We start from the raw sequence: 16,139 nt of genomic DNA, 5'->3' as shown, positions 1-16,139 counted from the left end.
TATATTTTGTTGTTATGTATTTCTCCATGCTTCTTTCCTTTCTACTCCTTCTGTTTATTGTCATATATTGTATTTCTGTCCAGTCTATGTACATGTCTACTATTGAGTAATACTTAAGTTACTCCAAGAACTAAAAATTAAAACAAAGTAGAATAATAAGATAAATAAAAGCTTAAAACTTAAGAAACGTATTAGTTTTATGGATTTAACATCAGTGAAGAATCTTTTGCTAAAGGAGGAAATAGAAGTTACTGATAATCAGAAAATCGTAGAAGAAAAATCTAGAGATTTTAGCCATACGTCCCCATTTCTGGTTAATCTTCTAAAAAAATACAGAGGATCATTAGTAGTATACCCAAAAAACGAGGAAGAAGTAATTAAGGTTGTTGAGATAGCTTTAGAAAATCATGTGCCCTTAGTTCCAAGAGCAGGAGGAAAAAACAACGTAGGTGGTATAATACCACTTAAAGGAGGAATAATAATTGATATGACAAAAATGAATAAAATATTGAATGAAGATGATGAAGAAATTTATTGTGAATACAGTTTACCCTTTTTTAATGGAAGAATGACATTTTCTCCAAGAGTATATCCTTCAACTTATGATGAAGGAGCAACAGTAGGAGGATTCTTTTCAGGAGGCTCTGGAGGAATAGGAGAATTCAAATACGGACGAAACTGGGATTACGTAACTGAAATTAGAATGGTAAATCCAAAAGGAAAAATAACTACTTTAATTGGTGGAGATGTTAAGATTGCAGCTCATGCAGAAGGAACAACTGGTATAGTAACTAGATTAAGAGTACAAAAAAGAGAAGAAGGAAGAAAAAAAGAATATCCATATTTAATTGAATTTGATTCTCTTCATGATGCTTTAAAATTTGTTGAAAGTCTTTACGATATGACTAATGTTTATCATGTAACCTTAAGATCTCCAACTATGTCAAAATTATCTGAGAATATTACTGGAGTAAGTAGCGAAAAGTGGAACGTTTTAGTGGTGACTGAAGACGAAGAAAATATTGGGAATAGAAAAGCAGGAGAATTAGTTTGGTCAAAAAGATTTCTATTCTTTGGCGGTACAATAACTACAGCAATGGGAATATTAAAGAAAAGATTGTATTATATTGTGAAAGATATTCCTCTAGACGAAATTGAAGAAAAATTAGAAAAAGTGAAAAACTTAGGAATTATTGCTGACGTAGAATTTGATGTAGCTTTAATTGCTCACCCTTTCATTTTGACTGAAAGTGAAGAACAATATGAAGAAATATACAAAATTTTAGGTGGAACAAATTTTGACTTAAACAGTATAAAAATTAATTCTAGATTAAAACCAGAGCATATAAGGAAAATTATTCAGTATAAGAAAATGTATGATAAGGAAGACTTATTTAATCCTGGTAAAGTAGATTTTCAATGAAAGTCATTCTTTCTTCTAAACTAGAAGATAGAATAAAGGCAGTGAAAAGTTTAGATAAAGACGTGCCTAGTCTATTACCAGATGCAGTAGCATATCCTAAAAATGAAGACGAAATATTAGAGTTAGTAGAGCATTGCATAGAAGAGCATATTCCTTTAATACCTAAAGGAGGAGGAATGAGTAGTGCTAAAGGCTTACTTCCATTAAAAGGAGGAATAATAATTGATATGACTAGTATGAATAGAAAAATAGAAGAAGATGATAATACGATAACTTTAGAAGCTGGAAGCCATTTTCATAATCCAAGGGTTTATCCTACCTTATGGAAGTACTCTACAGTAGGAGGAAATTTTTGTGGAGGGTCATGGGGAATAGGATCATACAAATATGGTCCAAATTGGGATCAAGTGATTGAAGTGACAATGGTTAATCCTAGAGGGAAATTAGTAAAGCTAAGAGGAGGTGATACTAAAATTGCAGCTCACGCGGAAGGAACAACTGGTATAGTAACTAGGCTTAGAATGTTAAAATTAAATAAGGAGATACATGCTAAAATGATTGTGTTTAACTCAGTTTCTGAAGCTATTCAGTATTCTGAAAAAATTTATGAAAATAATTATCCTCTTTATCATATGGTTTTGAGATCTCCAGAAATAGCTAAGTTAAGTATTGGTCCAGATAAATGGCATTTAATAGTAGCATATGAGGAGGATGAAGAATTTAAGGATGGAGTCGACGCTTCTCAAATCTGGGAGAATAGAGATAAATTCTTTGCAGGAGTATTTTATGAGAATTTTTCAAAAGCGTACTATACTACCTATCATTTTGATTTTCCTCTTGATCCTAAAATATTAAAAGGAATAACTGAAGTAGAATTTGCTAATGACAATAAAGCCCATGTGGATTTTATGACTTTTAGTAAAGAAGAATTAGACAACATAAAAAAGTCTTTTGGCAAATCGAGTTTTGATGTAGAAGACATTTACATAAATTCTAGGCTAAGTAAAGAGCATATAAGGAAAATTATTCAGTATAAGAAAATGTATGATAAGGAAGACTTATTTAATCCTGGTAAGTTACAGTTTTAGTACTTTTTTATTAGTTTGTAGATTATCTGAAAATTAAGCTCTTCTCTCAATCAGAATAATTCGTTGAATTACGTTAAGCAATCAAATACTAGCACTATTTTTTATATATTAACTATTTATGAAATTTAAGAAAGGAATACTTTTATTTGTATAAGATTAATATTCTATTAAATTTTCTACTTCATCAGTAACATCTTTATCATTTATTCTGAATTCTATTTCATTTTGAGCAAAATTCTTTCCAGAAACTACTAGAGCAGGAGGTAAAATGTTTCTTAAGGCTTCATATTCGCTTTTAGCATTTAAAACTACAAATTCGGCTTTCTTATTTTCCTTTATTCCATAATCCTTTAATTTCATTATTTTGGCGGAATTATAAGTAATTAACTTTAACATTCCTTCTATATCTTCGCTTGTAAAATGATCTATTAGGAAAGCTTCTTGAAGTACTCTTAACATATTACCATCACCCAACGGATAAATAGGATCTCCGATATTATCAGTACCTAGACCTACGTTTATTCCTCTACTCATCATTTCCTTTATTCTAGCTAAACCTCTTCTTTTTGGGTAAGAGTCATATCTACCTTGTAAATGAGTACTTACGACAGGATTTGAAATAACGTTAACTTTTGCTAGATTCATTAAATTTACAAGTTTGTAAAAATAATCAGATGAATAGGAGTGAGAAGCAGTCATATGACTTATCGTAGTTCTATCTCCTAAATTTCTCTTTAAAGCCTCATAAGCAACGTATTCTACAAATCTAGAAGCTGGATCATCATTTTCGTCAATATGACCATCTATCATTTTACCATATTTTTCTGCCAAATCAAATGCTATTTTTACTGATTCTGCTCCTAAATCTTTTGTAGGTTCCCAATTAGGAATTAATCCTACAACTTCTGCTCCTTCATTTAACGCTATCTCAGTTAAATCTATTGAATTGTCAGAGTAGAAAAATCCTGGAGAAGGAAAAGCTACTATTTGTAAATTTATTAGACTAATTTCTTTTCTAGCTTTAATAACTTTTAATACTAAAGATAAAATCTCATGAGTTCTAACGTAAAGGACTCCATTTATAAAGAACAATTTTTCCAATTTTTTAAGCCTTGATACTACATCATCTTCACTTATTTTTGGAGATATTTCGTTCCGAGTTATCATAGCTCCTTCTTGTAATGTACCGCTTCTATTTTTTCTCCCATAATTCAAAGTTAAAGCATAGCCTAAATGAGAATGAGGATTAACAAAAGGAGGTAATAATAGCCTTCCTCTTCCTTCAAAAACCAAATCGTCCTTTTTACCTTTACAATCAATACATTGTATTATTCCTTCTTCAACGTAAATGTCATGTAACTTATTATCACTATAAAACCTAACATTCTTTACTAACATCTACCACACCGTTTTTTCTTCAATTTTACTTTCATAAATTATTTTTCCTTTACTTATAACCATTTTCCTAGGTTTTACATCTCTTAAAGCCTCTAATGGAGATTTTGCATTATAAATAACTAAGTCTGCATCATTACCTACTTGCAAACCATAATTCGACAAATGTAATGCTTTTGCGCCATTATAAGTCATTAAATCAAATATTGTCCTAGCATATGGAGAAAAATACATATAAGAAGAAATTGCCAACACAAAACCTGCTTGCAACATATCCCCTACACCATAAGGATTTAAATGATTTTGAATATCATCATGACCTAGTGCTACATTAACTCCTGCAGATAATAAATCTAAGACTCTAGCTATCCCTCTCCTTTTTGGATATTGTTCAAAAGCTCCAGATTCTTCTAACGCAGTTATTGGAGCTACAATTACGCTAGCTTCGCTTTCTCTTAACCATTTTAAATACCTCCTAAAATAATCTTCATTATAAGAGTGCATTGCAGTAACGTGACTTAAAGAAACTTTACCGTACATTTTTCTCTTCAAAGCTTCAGAAATTATTACCTCACTAAATTTTGTCTCTGAATCATCTGCAAAGTCCGCATGAAAGTCTAAAAGCTTATTTTTTCCTTCAACCGCATCAAATATTTTCTTAATCATCATTATTCCATCTTCTCTAGAAGGTTGAAGGTGAGGCTGTCCTCCTATTCCATCAGCGTATTCTAAAGCTTTATACATATTTTCTTCTACCTCTTCATTAAAATAGGAATAACTTTGTATAAAACCAATTATCTGAATATTTATCATATCTTTAAATTCTTCTTTTAGTTTAGCTATATATTTTAAACGATCTATATTATCGTCAATCATAACGTGAGTCCTTACGTACAAAGATCCATGACTTAGGTAATAGTAAATAGATTTCTTAGCTAGAGAATAAATATCTTCAGGCCTTAATTTTTCCTTACATTCTAATAAAGCTTGCAAAGCTTCAATAAATTTTGGAGTTTCAGCCTCTTTGCATACGTCAAGTAAAAAATTACTATCTAAATGAGCGTGAGCATCAATTAAAGAAGGAGTTACTAAACTCCCTTCCATATTTTCTCCTACTGGTGCTATCCCTTCATATATTTTTGCAATTTTATCTCCATTTATTTCAATACTTATATTTTTACCTTCAACTGTAGTTAAATTCTTTAAGATCATGTTATCACCAGTGTTTTATTTTCATTAGTATAATATACAATAATAAAGATAATGAAAGGCTCAGTAATGGACCTAAAGAATAGAACGGATACATTGATTTTATTCCAAGTAAATAAGTATAGCCAGGAATAATTGAAATAACAAATGCTATGACAGACATCGGATTTATTCCCTTAAAATATCTGTATACTCCTTGCCTGGAATATAAAGAATCTATTTCAATGTTAAACTTTCTTATAAAAACGTAGTCAGCTACGTTAATTCCCACAATTCCTCCTAAAGCGATACCATAAGTATTTAACCAATTAACCATAAATCCATACGCATCACCAAGAAAACTCCAAGCTCCAATAGCTAAACCTATAATTACAGCTATAATAACTCCAGTAAACCAGTTTATCTTCTTAGGATAAAAATTGCTTATATCGTATCCTGGAGGTAAAAGATTAGCTAAAGTATTAACAGCAAAAGTCTCCATAAGTATTGGAATTAAAATAATTATTGAAAGATAAGATGGAGCAGTAAGCAAAGTTAAAAGAACAGGATCAATAACTGTAGCATGAACAGTATTTATAGCCATAGCGCTTCCCAAGATTCCCAATAATCCTATGAAAGAATAGATAAATGGAAGTATTACTTGGCCTAAAACTTGAGATTTTTGAGACTTAGCAAAACGAGTCAAATCTGGCATAGAAATAGCCATAGTTAACCAGCTAGACATATTTCCGGCCATAAAAACGATCAAAACTAAAACATCAGCAGAAGATACTGAAATCTTGCTTAACTCACTAAAATCCCATCCATTGCTTATTCCTTCAAAAATAAATAATAGAACCATTGAAAACAACACTATAGGTCCTACTATTTTACTCATTTTTCTCAATGGTTCTTGACCCTTAAGAATAGGTGAAAAATAAAGCAATATTAATTCAGCAATTATAGTTATAATGAAAACTGACCAAAATAATCGTGGAACTGCTAGAGATATTGTAAAAGAATTAGCAGAGCCAGAAGATAGAAGAGGAGCTATTACCATCTGTAACTGTCCAGAAAATTTCAAATAAAGACCAACAATAACTTCTGAAATTATAAAAGCATTAATTCCCCACCAACCTGCACCTATTATTGCTCTAACAGCAGAAGGAAAAAATGCTCCCCATACTCCCCATCTGCTTCTAGTTATTTGAGGTTCAGCTATTCCATATTTAGCCCCAGCATGAGATTGAATAATCATAGGAATTAAAGTAATTAAATTACCGGAAAAAACTAGAAAAACAGATAAATACCAAGGTATTCCTAAAAATACTCCAAACCAAGGATATTCCCAAGCTAAAGCACCAACAGTCATAGTTATCCATACCATTGTATAATCTAAAGCATTCCAATTTTTTAGATTCTTAGATAAAGGTAGAATTTCCTCATTACTTAAAATATCATCCGTATTTTTCATACAAAGACTAAATCATTGACCAATTTATAAATGTTACTAAAAATAGTATTAAAAATTTTTAGTTCAAATAATGAGCTCAATCATTAAAATAATTAAATAAACTCTCATTAAATCAAAAATCCTAGACTTTCTAGAAAATCAAAAAACAAACTTTAAAAAAGATTAGTCTGGAGGTATTTGAGTAAATACCATATCAACGTTTACTCCTTTCTTCTTCCTAACAACTTTAGCTATTACATACCATAATATAGCTGCTATAACTATACCAGCAAGCAATAATGCTGAAGGTATAAAATTACCTGAAAATAATTGATAACCAAATCCAGAAGAAGTATAAGTTAAACCTCCATAAATTATCAGAGAACCTACAGCAACTACTATACTTATTGCAGATAATATACTAGAAATAAGAAGCTTACCCTTTATTTTAGATGGAATTTCCTTTGATTTAGAAATCTTAAAAGCCGAAAGAGATGCAATCAAATATTGAAATATCATGTACGAAAGAACACCAAACATTAACGTTAAAGAAAATCCTTGATAAATTTCTAAATAATTAAACAGAAGAGCTATACCTAAGAATACCAGAACAGCAAAATAAGGAGACTTCAATTTAGGACTAATATCTACGAATTTTTCTGGTAAAAGCCTATCCATAGAAGCGGCAACCATAGCTCTAGTTCCAGTTAAACCTCCAATAATAGCATAGGAAATATACCAAGTTAAAGACGAAATCAAAATTATAAGCAAAATAGGCAAATTATTATATACAGGTATAATTACGTAAGCTAAAAGCGAATAAGGAGCTACCGGTATTCCACCACTACTTGTAGCCCATCCGAATTCAGAAGTTTCAATAAAGAATTTTTCTCCTATAGTATAAACTATACTAACCACTAAAATAATCGATATAAGCACTGCAAAAAGATAAGAATAAATTATCCCAGCCTTAATAGTCTTCTCTCCCTTCTTTACCTCTCCTCCAACCCATACTGGAGCATTATTATAAATAAACAAATTACCCATAATCATTATACCTAGCAAAAAAGTGCCTAATGCATCAAAACTTATAGGCAATTTATAACTACTAACAATACTTTGATAAGTATTACCACCCAACGAAGTAGATAACGAATTAAAAGAAGAGATAAAACCAGCTCTACCTAAATCAAAAAGCAATACTATAATAACTATAGTACCTATAATTTGCAGTATCGTTAAAGAAGATACAATTCTAGCAATCCATTTAGTACTTAATATAAGAATTCCACCAACAATTAATATCATTATTGTCGTGAAAATAAAGAAATCCAATTGACTAGAAGAAATAGCATTCGCTAGAGAAATAAGGCCAGAATTATGAAATGAAAGCCCAAGACTTTGAATAAAAGGAACTATAACTAAAGATTGCTCAGTCTGAACATCTAAACCTATACCATAAGCAAAAATATTTACTAAAGCCTGCATCAGTCCAAATATTGGACCCAAATACCTACTAACGTAAACGTAATCAGCTGCAGTCTTAGGAGTTAACATTCCTATATAATAATACATGAATGCAGTAGGTAAAGCCATCAAAGCTCCTATGATTGTAGCTAAAATCCAATTAGATCCAGGAAAAAAGAAAGCAAAAGTTAAAGGATACGCTATACTAGCTGCAGGAGCTAAATACATAAAATTCAGCAAAAACGTATCTCTAGCTGATAAAGTTCTAGTTAATCCAGAACTTTGCCTAGCGAATACTTTATTCTCTTGACTCATACTGCATACACTTACTCTTTTTTAATATAAAAATCTTAAATTTAAAGATTAAAGAAAACCTAGTTTACTTACTTATATATTTTAAAGATCCTTTCTCAAATCAATACTCAAAAAATACAATTAGAACTAAAATAATAAACTTTTTATGATACTATATAACGGCGTCTTGAAAGGAGGAAACACATGTAATATATACTAACAAAACTCACTAGATTAGTAATACTATATTTATTGATCTATGAAAGGTGAGAATGAAATTTTGTACTATCAGATATAGGAGCAAAATAAGGATATTTTAGATATATACATAAATCTTAAAAATTTAGTTAATATAATATTGTATTAATACATTATAATGATATTATTGCAATTTAATAAGATAAATAAATTTATATAATTCTTCTAAATTATTCTCCTAATTATTAACGCTAAAACCTTATTTCATAAAAATTTATATTATAATAACATCAAGCTTAATTGATGATAAATGGTCAATAAAAAAACACTTTATGGAATATCCAAAGCAGCAGTAGCAATAATCATAATAGTCGTAATAGTAATAGCAGGAGCAGCAGCATACTTAATAACAACACACCACCCATCCGTATCAGTATCAACAATCACACTAGCAACACCCAACTCAAACGTACTATGCGACGTAGCACAAACAGCAGCACCAGACGCACTAGACCCAGCAACAGGATTCGGTATTCAAGACGGACCACTATTCACAGCTGTATTCCAAGAATTAGTAGAATTTAACGGAAGCAACTACCACCAACTAGTACCAGTAATAGCACAAAACTGGACAACACCAAACTACCAAAACTACTACTTCTACCTAAGAAACTACATACACTTCCCAGACGGAGTACAAGTAAACGCATCAACAGTATGGTTCTCGCTCTATAGAACAATACTAATGGGACAAGGACCAGGAGTATCAAACTACATAGAACTACTATTCAACGCAACAGTATACGCAAACACAGGATACGCAATACCATGGGGAGTAAACAACGCAATACAAAACGCAACAGGACTACCAACAGCAAACAACTACAACCTAACAGCAAAAATACTAGCATCAATACTATCAAACTTCAACGCAAATAATGCAACAATACAAAAAATAATGGAATATCCAAACCAAGCAATAGTAGTAAAAGGACCATACGAAGTAGAAATAAACACACTAATACCATACAAATTCTTCCTATATGATATAGCAGCATGGTGGGGAGCAATAGTCAACCCAGTAGTAGTTGACGAACACGGAGGAGTACAACCCAACACACCAAACACTTACTTAGACGAACACGGAATGAACGGAACAGGACCATACGTGATAACATACGTATCTACAGGATTAAGCACAATAGACTTAGAAGCGAATCCAAACTACTGGGCTTCAGGACATAGCGTGCCAGCAGTAGCAGAACCAGCACACATAAAAGAAGTAGTAATACAATATGGATTATCTCACGAGGATAGAGTAGAAGACTTCATAACTAATAAAGCTCAATTATCATACATTTCAGTACCATACTTGTCACAAATACTTGGAGCATCACCATATTCTAAATTACCTATAAATGCTTCATTAGTAAATCTAGGTTCACAACCAGGAGTGTTGTTTATTAGTATGAATACTCAGGAGTTTCCTACTAATATTACTGATTTTAGGTTGGCTTTAGAGTATGCTATTAATTATACTGCTTTGTTGGAGATGTTTCAGTATAAGGGTGTTACGTTGGCTTCTGAGTTTTTGGGTCCTATATCTCCTCAGTTTCCTGGGTATTATAATCCTGATAATTTGAGTATGTATTCTACTAATTTGGGTTTGGCTATGAAGTATTTGAATGAGGCTGGTTATGAGGGTCATTTCTATGTTGTGTTGCCTAATGGTACTACGCTTGGTGATACTAGTGGGACTGAGTTGTCTACTATGGATATTTATGCTTTAGCTCCTGAGAATGCGTTGGAGGAGGATGAGTTGACTATAATATCTCAAGATTTGCAGCAAATTGGAATATCTACTAGTGTTAAGTTAGTATTGCCTAGTGTTGTTGATGGCTGGAATACTCCTTCTGGTACTCCTGACCTTGCAAATCTAGGATGGTTCCCAGATTGGCCTGATCCTGTATTTCAGCAGTTAATTCCAATGTCTGATGTGCAGTTTGGTGGTATTTCTGGTGATTTCGCTTGGGTTGATAATCCTACGTTGCAGAATATGTATAGTACGTTGCCGTTTATTACTAATACTACTGAGCAGGAGGAATTAGTTGGACAAGCTTATAGTATTTTGTATCATATGGCTCCTTATATATGGTTGCCGGTTCCTTCGACTTACTATTTTGTTCAACCGTATGTTCATGGGTTTGTTTATGATCCTTTCACTGGCTATTACTATAATATGATGTATTATAGTACATACACGTATACTACGTAATGATGTAAAATTGTATTAGAAGTTATTTTATTTTTTTATCTAATAATAGATTTATATTAGTAAAGTTCTAATATAGTTCTATTTATATAAATTAATAATTTTGAATAAATTAAGATATACTAAAGAAATATAATATCAACAAAAAACTCAAAGTATAATGGAATGATTCATAAATAATTATTACATATTAGAGTATATTTTTAGGAATTCTTCAGTATGTCTTATTGCTTTATAATAATCTTCGATTTTGATATTCTCGTTAGGTGCATGAGCATTCGAATAGTATCCTCCTGCACCTATTGCACTTACTGCATCTTTTATTCCTAATTTATATACGAATAATCCCATTGGCTGAGTTCCAGCTGCATTTGGTAATATTTGTGGTTCAGTAGTATACACTATTTTGGCTGATTCTATCATTGCTTTGACTACTGGAGAATTAGCCGAAGTTCTAACTGGATATTCGAAACCGTGAGTTATAATGCTACCTTTGAAGTTTACTTTCTGAAGATGTATCTTTAATAGTTCAAATATTTTATATGGATTTTGATCTGGAACTAATCTAAAGTCTAGTTTAGCAAAAGCTTTGTGTGGTACAATAGTTTTGCTACCTTTTCCAGTGTATCCGCATTCAAATCCTACAACATTACAAGTAGGATAAGTTAGTAGTGCTTCTACAATTTTATCTTTATCATTATATCTAAATTCATTAAATCCAAGAGCTTTTTTAAGTTCTTCGACATTAATATCGTACATTTTTAATAGTTCTTTTTCTTCATTGGTTAATTGTCTTATATCATCATAAAATCCCTCGATTAGTACTTTTCCGTCTTGATCTACTAATGTTGATATTATTCTGGCTAAATCGATGCATGGGTTTCTAACTAATGGTGCATTAGAAGAATGTAAGTCTTTAATTCCATAGTCTAAAACTAACTCTATGTAAAGTAATCCTTTGACTCCTAATACTATCTGTGGTCTACCTTTAACATCTAATCCTGCTCCCTCCATTATTATAGCGTCTGCTTTTAATTTATTCGAATTTTTCTCTATATAATCTTCTAAATTTATACTTCCTATTTCCTCTTCTCCTTCGTATAATAATTTTATATTGACATTTAGTTCTTTCTTATCTAGTAAATGTTTAATAGCAAATAATCTAGCAATTAAAGTTCCCTTATTATCTGATGCACCTCTAGCGTATATTCTTTCATTTTCTATTACTGCTGAAAAGGGTGGATATTTCCATTCATTTATTGGATCAACTGGTTGTACGTCATAGTGATTATATATAATTAGTGTTTTCTTAGCTCTAACATTAACTTCAGCGTATACTATAGGATGCCCTTTTGTCTTCTCTATATATGCTTTAACTCCTAAAAGTTTCTCTATGGTTTCTTTAAGGTAGTTTGCAGTTTCTTCTATTCCTTCACTAGTTGCTGAAACAGATGGTTTCTTTAAAAATTCTATTAAAGTATGAAGCTGTTCATCCATAATAGTTTCACTCTATAACTGTTATTAATATTTTTCTAGTGACTTCTTCATGATATTATAAATTAGTTTTTGTTATTATAGGTAAAAAATGATATAGCTTACCTAAGATTACTTAGCAGTCATCTATTTCGCTTGATCCCCCACTAAAGCTAGTTGCAATAATAAAGAAAACAGGAGATAAGATAACGGCTGTAATGGTTTCATATAATATATTAGTAGTAGATTATGTGAAGTATGATTTCTGGTAATAATTTTCAATATTCTTTTATCTGTTTTATTAATTCGCCCAATATCTTAATTCCTTCTGTTATTTCATTTTCTTTTGCATAACTAAAACTTAATCTAAATGAGTTTTTTCCTTCTGAATAGAAGAATTTTTCTCCAGGTATGAACTTTACATCTCTTTTTATCGCTTCCTTAAGCAGAACTGACGAATCTAATTTATCGTTTTTACATAGTACGAAGAATCCTCCTTCTGGATAGCTACATTCTGTATCGGTTGGAAAATATTCTTTTATTGATTTAACTATTACATCTCTTTTCTTCTTATATAAGAGCAAGGAATTATCTATGATAGAATCAATTATATTTCTTTTAAGTATTTCTCCTACTATTAACTGATCTAAAGATGAGACTTGATGATTTATTTCCGCTTTAATATTGTTTAGCATTTCAATTTCCTTTCCTTCATAAGCTATAAAACCAATTCTCAGACCTGGGGAAATAATCTTACTAAAACTTGAAATGTATATTACTCTTCCTTCCTTGTCTAATGACTTTAAAGCTGGTAAAGGAGGAAAGTCATAAGTGTAAAAACCATAAATATCGTCTTCTATAATTTTAAAATCAAAATCGCTTGCAAGCTCAAGAAGTTGTTTTCGTCTTTGTAATGTCATAACTCTGCCAGTAGGGTTATGGATTGGAATTACATAAAAATATTTAATTTGATTTATTGATCCAACTTCTTTAATCTTCTTTTCTAAGATATCGAGTATAGGTCCTTTGTCGTCCCAAGGAATAGGATAAACATTAATGTGTTTAAACTTCATAGTGCTAATGAATCCTTGAAAAGTTGGTTCTTCAGATGCTATGTTAGAGAAAAGTTCAGAGAGTAAAAATATTGCTTCCTTTGCACCTCCTGTTATTAGTATTTGGTCTTCACTTATGGAAAAACCTCTTTTTCTTACAAAATTAGATATTTCATGCCTAACTTCTTCAATTCCTTGGCTTGAGGCATACTGTAATGCTTTATCTTGTTTTGTCTTTAATAAGTAACTTACTATATCAGTGATTTGCTCCCATGGAAAAGTTATAGGGTCTGGAAGACCTCCACCCAAATTTATTTGCATATCATTTATTGATATTTTGACTATAAATTTCTTTTCATGAATTAGGCTAAACAGAATATAAAAAATTAGTTTATAAAATTTTTATTATATTTCTATTAAAAAATATTTATTTAAATGAATCCAGATGTATTTTTGATAATATCTTCTATAGCATCGTTTATCATTCCACTTCTTATTCCAACATAATGTGCTATTAATCCTAAAGCTATAACTCCTATTAAATCTTCTGGAAACGGTATAATTTGATATAAACCAAAACTACCAAAATATGATAATGGTAAAATAGATAATATAACTCCTATTAACCATATTCCCATTTTAATTTCTTTTCTTGATTTATCATAAAAACGATAAATCACAAATAAGTTACTAGAAATTAACGAAATCATAACTATTTCGTAAATAAGTAATGCTATATTATTTGCTACGCTTAAAATTTTAGTTTCTTCTATAAAATAATAGTCTATTAATCCTATTACTGCTCCATCTATAACTCCTAAAGATATAGCTAATTTTAAGTTAATATCCCAGTTCTTTCTTGCATAATATCCAAATAAAATTGGTAATCCAGCAAAAATTATTGTCATTACCTCGAATATTGTTGCAAAACCTGACCAATAAACTATTAAAAGAGAAACAATAGTAGAAATTGGCGCTATTAGTCTATAAAGAGGTAGTTTAAATGATCTTTTAACCTCTGGAGCCTTATATCTTAAAACTTCTAGAGCAATTCCTCCCATTATGTAAGTGAACACTGCGGCTGAAGATACAATTCCAACTAATGCTATCCACGCTGGAAATGGAAGTAAGAAAATTCCTCCTATAACTGTTACCGTAATTAATGATACTATTGGTACTTTAGTTTTACCTAATCTAAGAAATATTTCTGGAAAATATCCATTTGCAGCTAAACCATAAAGAACTCTAGTACCACTTCCCATACCTACAACTGTTGTTCCAGCTGGACTTACTGCAGAATCTACTAACAGTAATATCGCAAAAGCTTCAAATAATAATAGTATGGACCCACCAACACTAGAATACTTGAAAATTTCATAGAAAGGCCCAGATGACAAGATAGAATTCTCTAATCCTTTCCAATTGCCAAAACTAACGCCTATAGCATTCCAGTTTATTCCTCCAATGAAAGCTACTTGCAAAAGAACATACAAGAAAATAGAAATTGCTAAAGAACCTACAACAGCAAATGGAATATCCCTTTGAGGATTTTTAGCTTCACTACCGTATTCTATTGCATTTCTAAATCCTGTATAAGCAAATATTATTCCAGTAGTTGGTATAGCATATAATACTGCACCCCATCCAGAGTATGGAGAAGCTAAATAAGTTGATGAAGGAAAGAAACCGTTAGCGGAAAAATTAGATGGATGAAAGTAAAATACCATAAGTAAAATCACGGCTAAACTAGGTATAATTAACTTCCACCATCCAATACCATGAGATACTTTTCCTAAGATGTTAACTCCTAGATAATTTATAAAGAAGAAAAGAACTAGAAGACCATAAGCAAACACTAATCCTTCAGTAGTTAAGAATCCATTAACAGTTAGAGATGGAATTAAGCTAGAAAGGTATGTTATTATAGCTGTAGCCTCTATTGCTGGTACTGTAGCACCTGCTGCAAAGTAAGACCATGAAATTATATATCCAGCTATTCCACCGTGAGTATAATGAGGATATCTAACAATACCACCAGATTTAGGAATTAACGAAGCTATTTCAGAGTAAGTTAAGGCTATAGTCATTAATAGAACTCCACCTATTATCCACGAAATTATGGCTGCACCTCCAACGTAGGATGCCGTATATAATGATGCAAATAGCCAACCTGAACCAATAACTCCCTCTAACGATACAAAAAGTAATTCTAATTTATTCAAACTTTTCTTTAAATTCTTATCACTGACTGTCCCTAAATCTCTTAACTTTAATTTACTTTCTCCCATACTAAGAGTTATTTAAAAACTATTTAAATGTAAATTATTCTAATCTCACAAAGAGAATATTTAAAGTTTAAAAATTAAAATAGATATTTTTAAATTATATGAACTCATGATTTGATTATTATTAGTGTATTAGTATATATAAATAGATAAAATGGTATTCTATCAGTTATAAATAGTTTGTGGAACATCTGAAAATTAAGATTCTTCTCTTAATCAGAACTATTCGTAGAATAAGTGTTAAGTAATTAAACACTGCACATACTACTAGAATCTAGTATATGCTTAAAATTATATACTAGAGGCTATGTCCAATAGAAATTGTTAAGATTCTCTGAGTATTTTATCATCATAAATAAGGTAAACATAAAAATAAAATTGAATCTGAATTGTCATTTTTTACTAAAAACATTTTGATTCCCAAAAACAGTTTATTCCATAAGAAAGATAGCAGGAGATGCCTGATGCTATTTCTTACGCTATATGCATAAAACAGTAAAAATAGTATAATAGGTATCAGTATAAGACTCATTATATTTTATTCAAAATCG

Annotated in this window: 10 protein-coding genes; 3 read left to right on the top strand and 7 right to left on the bottom strand. The window is 30.8% G+C overall.

Annotated features, from left to right (window positions below; all coding sequences use genetic code 11):
- Positions 1 to 199 precede the first annotated feature (199 nt).
- Both B6F84_RS04705 and B6F84_RS04700 read left to right on the top strand, forming a co-directional pair.
- Positions 200 to 1,423, top strand: a complete 1,224-nt coding sequence (locus tag B6F84_RS04705) for an FAD-binding oxidoreductase (protein ID WP_148691166.1) — start codon at positions 200 to 202, stop codon at positions 1,421 to 1,423.
- Positions 1,420 to 2,511: an FAD-binding oxidoreductase gene (locus B6F84_RS04700; RefSeq protein WP_148691165.1), complete on the top strand. Its 1,092-nt coding sequence runs from the start codon at positions 1,420 to 1,422 to the stop codon at positions 2,509 to 2,511. The genes B6F84_RS04705 and B6F84_RS04700 overlap by 4 nt, the downstream gene beginning before the upstream one ends.
- A 156-nt stretch (positions 2,512 to 2,667) precedes the next feature.
- On the opposite strand, the gene B6F84_RS04695 is transcribed toward B6F84_RS04700, so the two are convergent.
- The 4 genes from B6F84_RS04695 to B6F84_RS04680 all read right to left on the bottom strand — a co-directional run bounded on the left by B6F84_RS04695 (position 2,668) and on the right by B6F84_RS04680 (position 8,329).
- Positions 2,668 to 3,909, bottom strand: coding sequence for an amidohydrolase family protein (locus B6F84_RS04695; RefSeq protein ID WP_148691164.1), 1,242 nt, complete (start codon positions 3,907 to 3,909; stop codon positions 2,668 to 2,670).
- Positions 3,910 to 5,118 carry an amidohydrolase family protein gene (locus B6F84_RS04690; protein WP_148691163.1) on the bottom strand — a complete coding sequence of 403 codons (1,209 nt, stop codon included), beginning with the start codon at positions 5,116 to 5,118 and terminating at the stop codon, positions 3,910 to 3,912.
- 4 nt (positions 5,119 to 5,122) lie between these two features.
- The gene (locus tag B6F84_RS04685; protein ID WP_148691162.1) at positions 5,123 to 6,568 is read right to left on the bottom strand and encodes a cytosine permease; all 1,446 of its coding nucleotides are present in this window, start codon (positions 6,566 to 6,568) and stop codon (positions 5,123 to 5,125) included.
- Positions 6,569 to 6,730: 162 nt separating this feature from the next.
- Complete coding sequence (locus tag B6F84_RS04680; protein WP_148691161.1) at positions 6,731 to 8,329, bottom strand: APC family permease; 1,599 nt, start codon at positions 8,327 to 8,329, stop codon at positions 6,731 to 6,733.
- Between the two features lie 487 nt (positions 8,330 to 8,816).
- Between B6F84_RS04680 and B6F84_RS04675 the strand changes: the two genes are divergently transcribed.
- On the top strand, positions 8,817 to 10,781 hold the full coding sequence (locus B6F84_RS04675; RefSeq protein ID WP_148691160.1) for an ABC transporter substrate-binding protein: 1,965 nt from the start codon (positions 8,817 to 8,819) through the stop codon (positions 10,779 to 10,781).
- 180 nt (positions 10,782 to 10,961) lie between these two features.
- Here B6F84_RS04675 and B6F84_RS04670 read toward each other — a convergent pair whose 3' ends face one another.
- The 3 genes from B6F84_RS04670 to B6F84_RS04660 all read right to left on the bottom strand — a co-directional run bounded on the left by B6F84_RS04670 (position 10,962) and on the right by B6F84_RS04660 (position 15,591).
- The gene (locus tag B6F84_RS04670) at positions 10,962 to 12,275 is read right to left on the bottom strand and encodes a M20/M25/M40 family metallo-hydrolase (protein ID WP_148691159.1); all 1,314 of its coding nucleotides are present in this window, start codon (positions 12,273 to 12,275) and stop codon (positions 10,962 to 10,964) included.
- 254 nt (positions 12,276 to 12,529) lie between these two features.
- Positions 12,530 to 13,624, bottom strand: a complete 1,095-nt coding sequence (locus B6F84_RS04665) for an aminotransferase-like domain-containing protein (protein WP_148691158.1) — start codon at positions 13,622 to 13,624, stop codon at positions 12,530 to 12,532.
- A gap of 110 nt (positions 13,625 to 13,734) precedes the next feature.
- Positions 13,735 to 15,591: an APC family permease gene (locus B6F84_RS04660; RefSeq protein ID WP_148691157.1), complete on the bottom strand. Its 1,857-nt coding sequence runs from the start codon at positions 15,589 to 15,591 to the stop codon at positions 13,735 to 13,737.
- Positions 15,592 to 16,139 lie beyond the last annotated feature (548 nt).

This window comes from Acidianus manzaensis, assembly GCF_002116695.1.
In the GTDB taxonomy this organism is placed as follows: domain Archaea; phylum Thermoproteota; class Thermoprotei_A; order Sulfolobales; family Sulfolobaceae; genus Acidianus; species Acidianus manzaensis.
Note: the sequence above shows the minus strand (reverse complement) of the source record. Positions and strands in the feature narration are given on the sequence as shown.

Bases quoted from the DNA above. Each gene is read 5' to 3' on its own strand.
- B6F84_RS04705 (WP_148691166.1), top strand. From the start codon at position 200: ATGGATTTAACATCAGTGAAGAATCTTTTGCTAAAGGAGGAAATAGAA.
- B6F84_RS04700 (WP_148691165.1), top strand. From the start codon at position 1,420: ATGAAAGTCATTCTTTCTTCTAAACTAGAAGATAGAATAAAGGCAGTG.
- B6F84_RS04695 (WP_148691164.1), bottom strand. From the start codon at position 3,909: ATGTTAGTAAAGAATGTTAGGTTTTATAGTGATAATAAGTTACATGAC.
- B6F84_RS04690 (WP_148691163.1), bottom strand. From the start codon at position 5,118: ATGATCTTAAAGAATTTAACTACAGTTGAAGGTAAAAATATAAGTATT.
- B6F84_RS04685 (WP_148691162.1), bottom strand. From the start codon at position 6,568: ATGAAAAATACGGATGATATTTTAAGTAATGAGGAAATTCTACCTTTA.
- B6F84_RS04680 (WP_148691161.1), bottom strand. From the start codon at position 8,329: ATGAGTCAAGAGAATAAAGTATTCGCTAGGCAAAGTTCTGGATTAACT.
- B6F84_RS04675 (WP_148691160.1), top strand. From the start codon at position 8,817: ATGGTCAATAAAAAAACACTTTATGGAATATCCAAAGCAGCAGTAGCA.
- B6F84_RS04670 (WP_148691159.1), bottom strand. From the start codon at position 12,275: ATGGATGAACAGCTTCATACTTTAATAGAATTTTTAAAGAAACCATCT.
- B6F84_RS04665 (WP_148691158.1), bottom strand. From the start codon at position 13,624: ATGCAAATAAATTTGGGTGGAGGTCTTCCAGACCCTATAACTTTTCCA.
- B6F84_RS04660 (WP_148691157.1), bottom strand. From the start codon at position 15,591: ATGGGAGAAAGTAAATTAAAGTTAAGAGATTTAGGGACAGTCAGTGAT.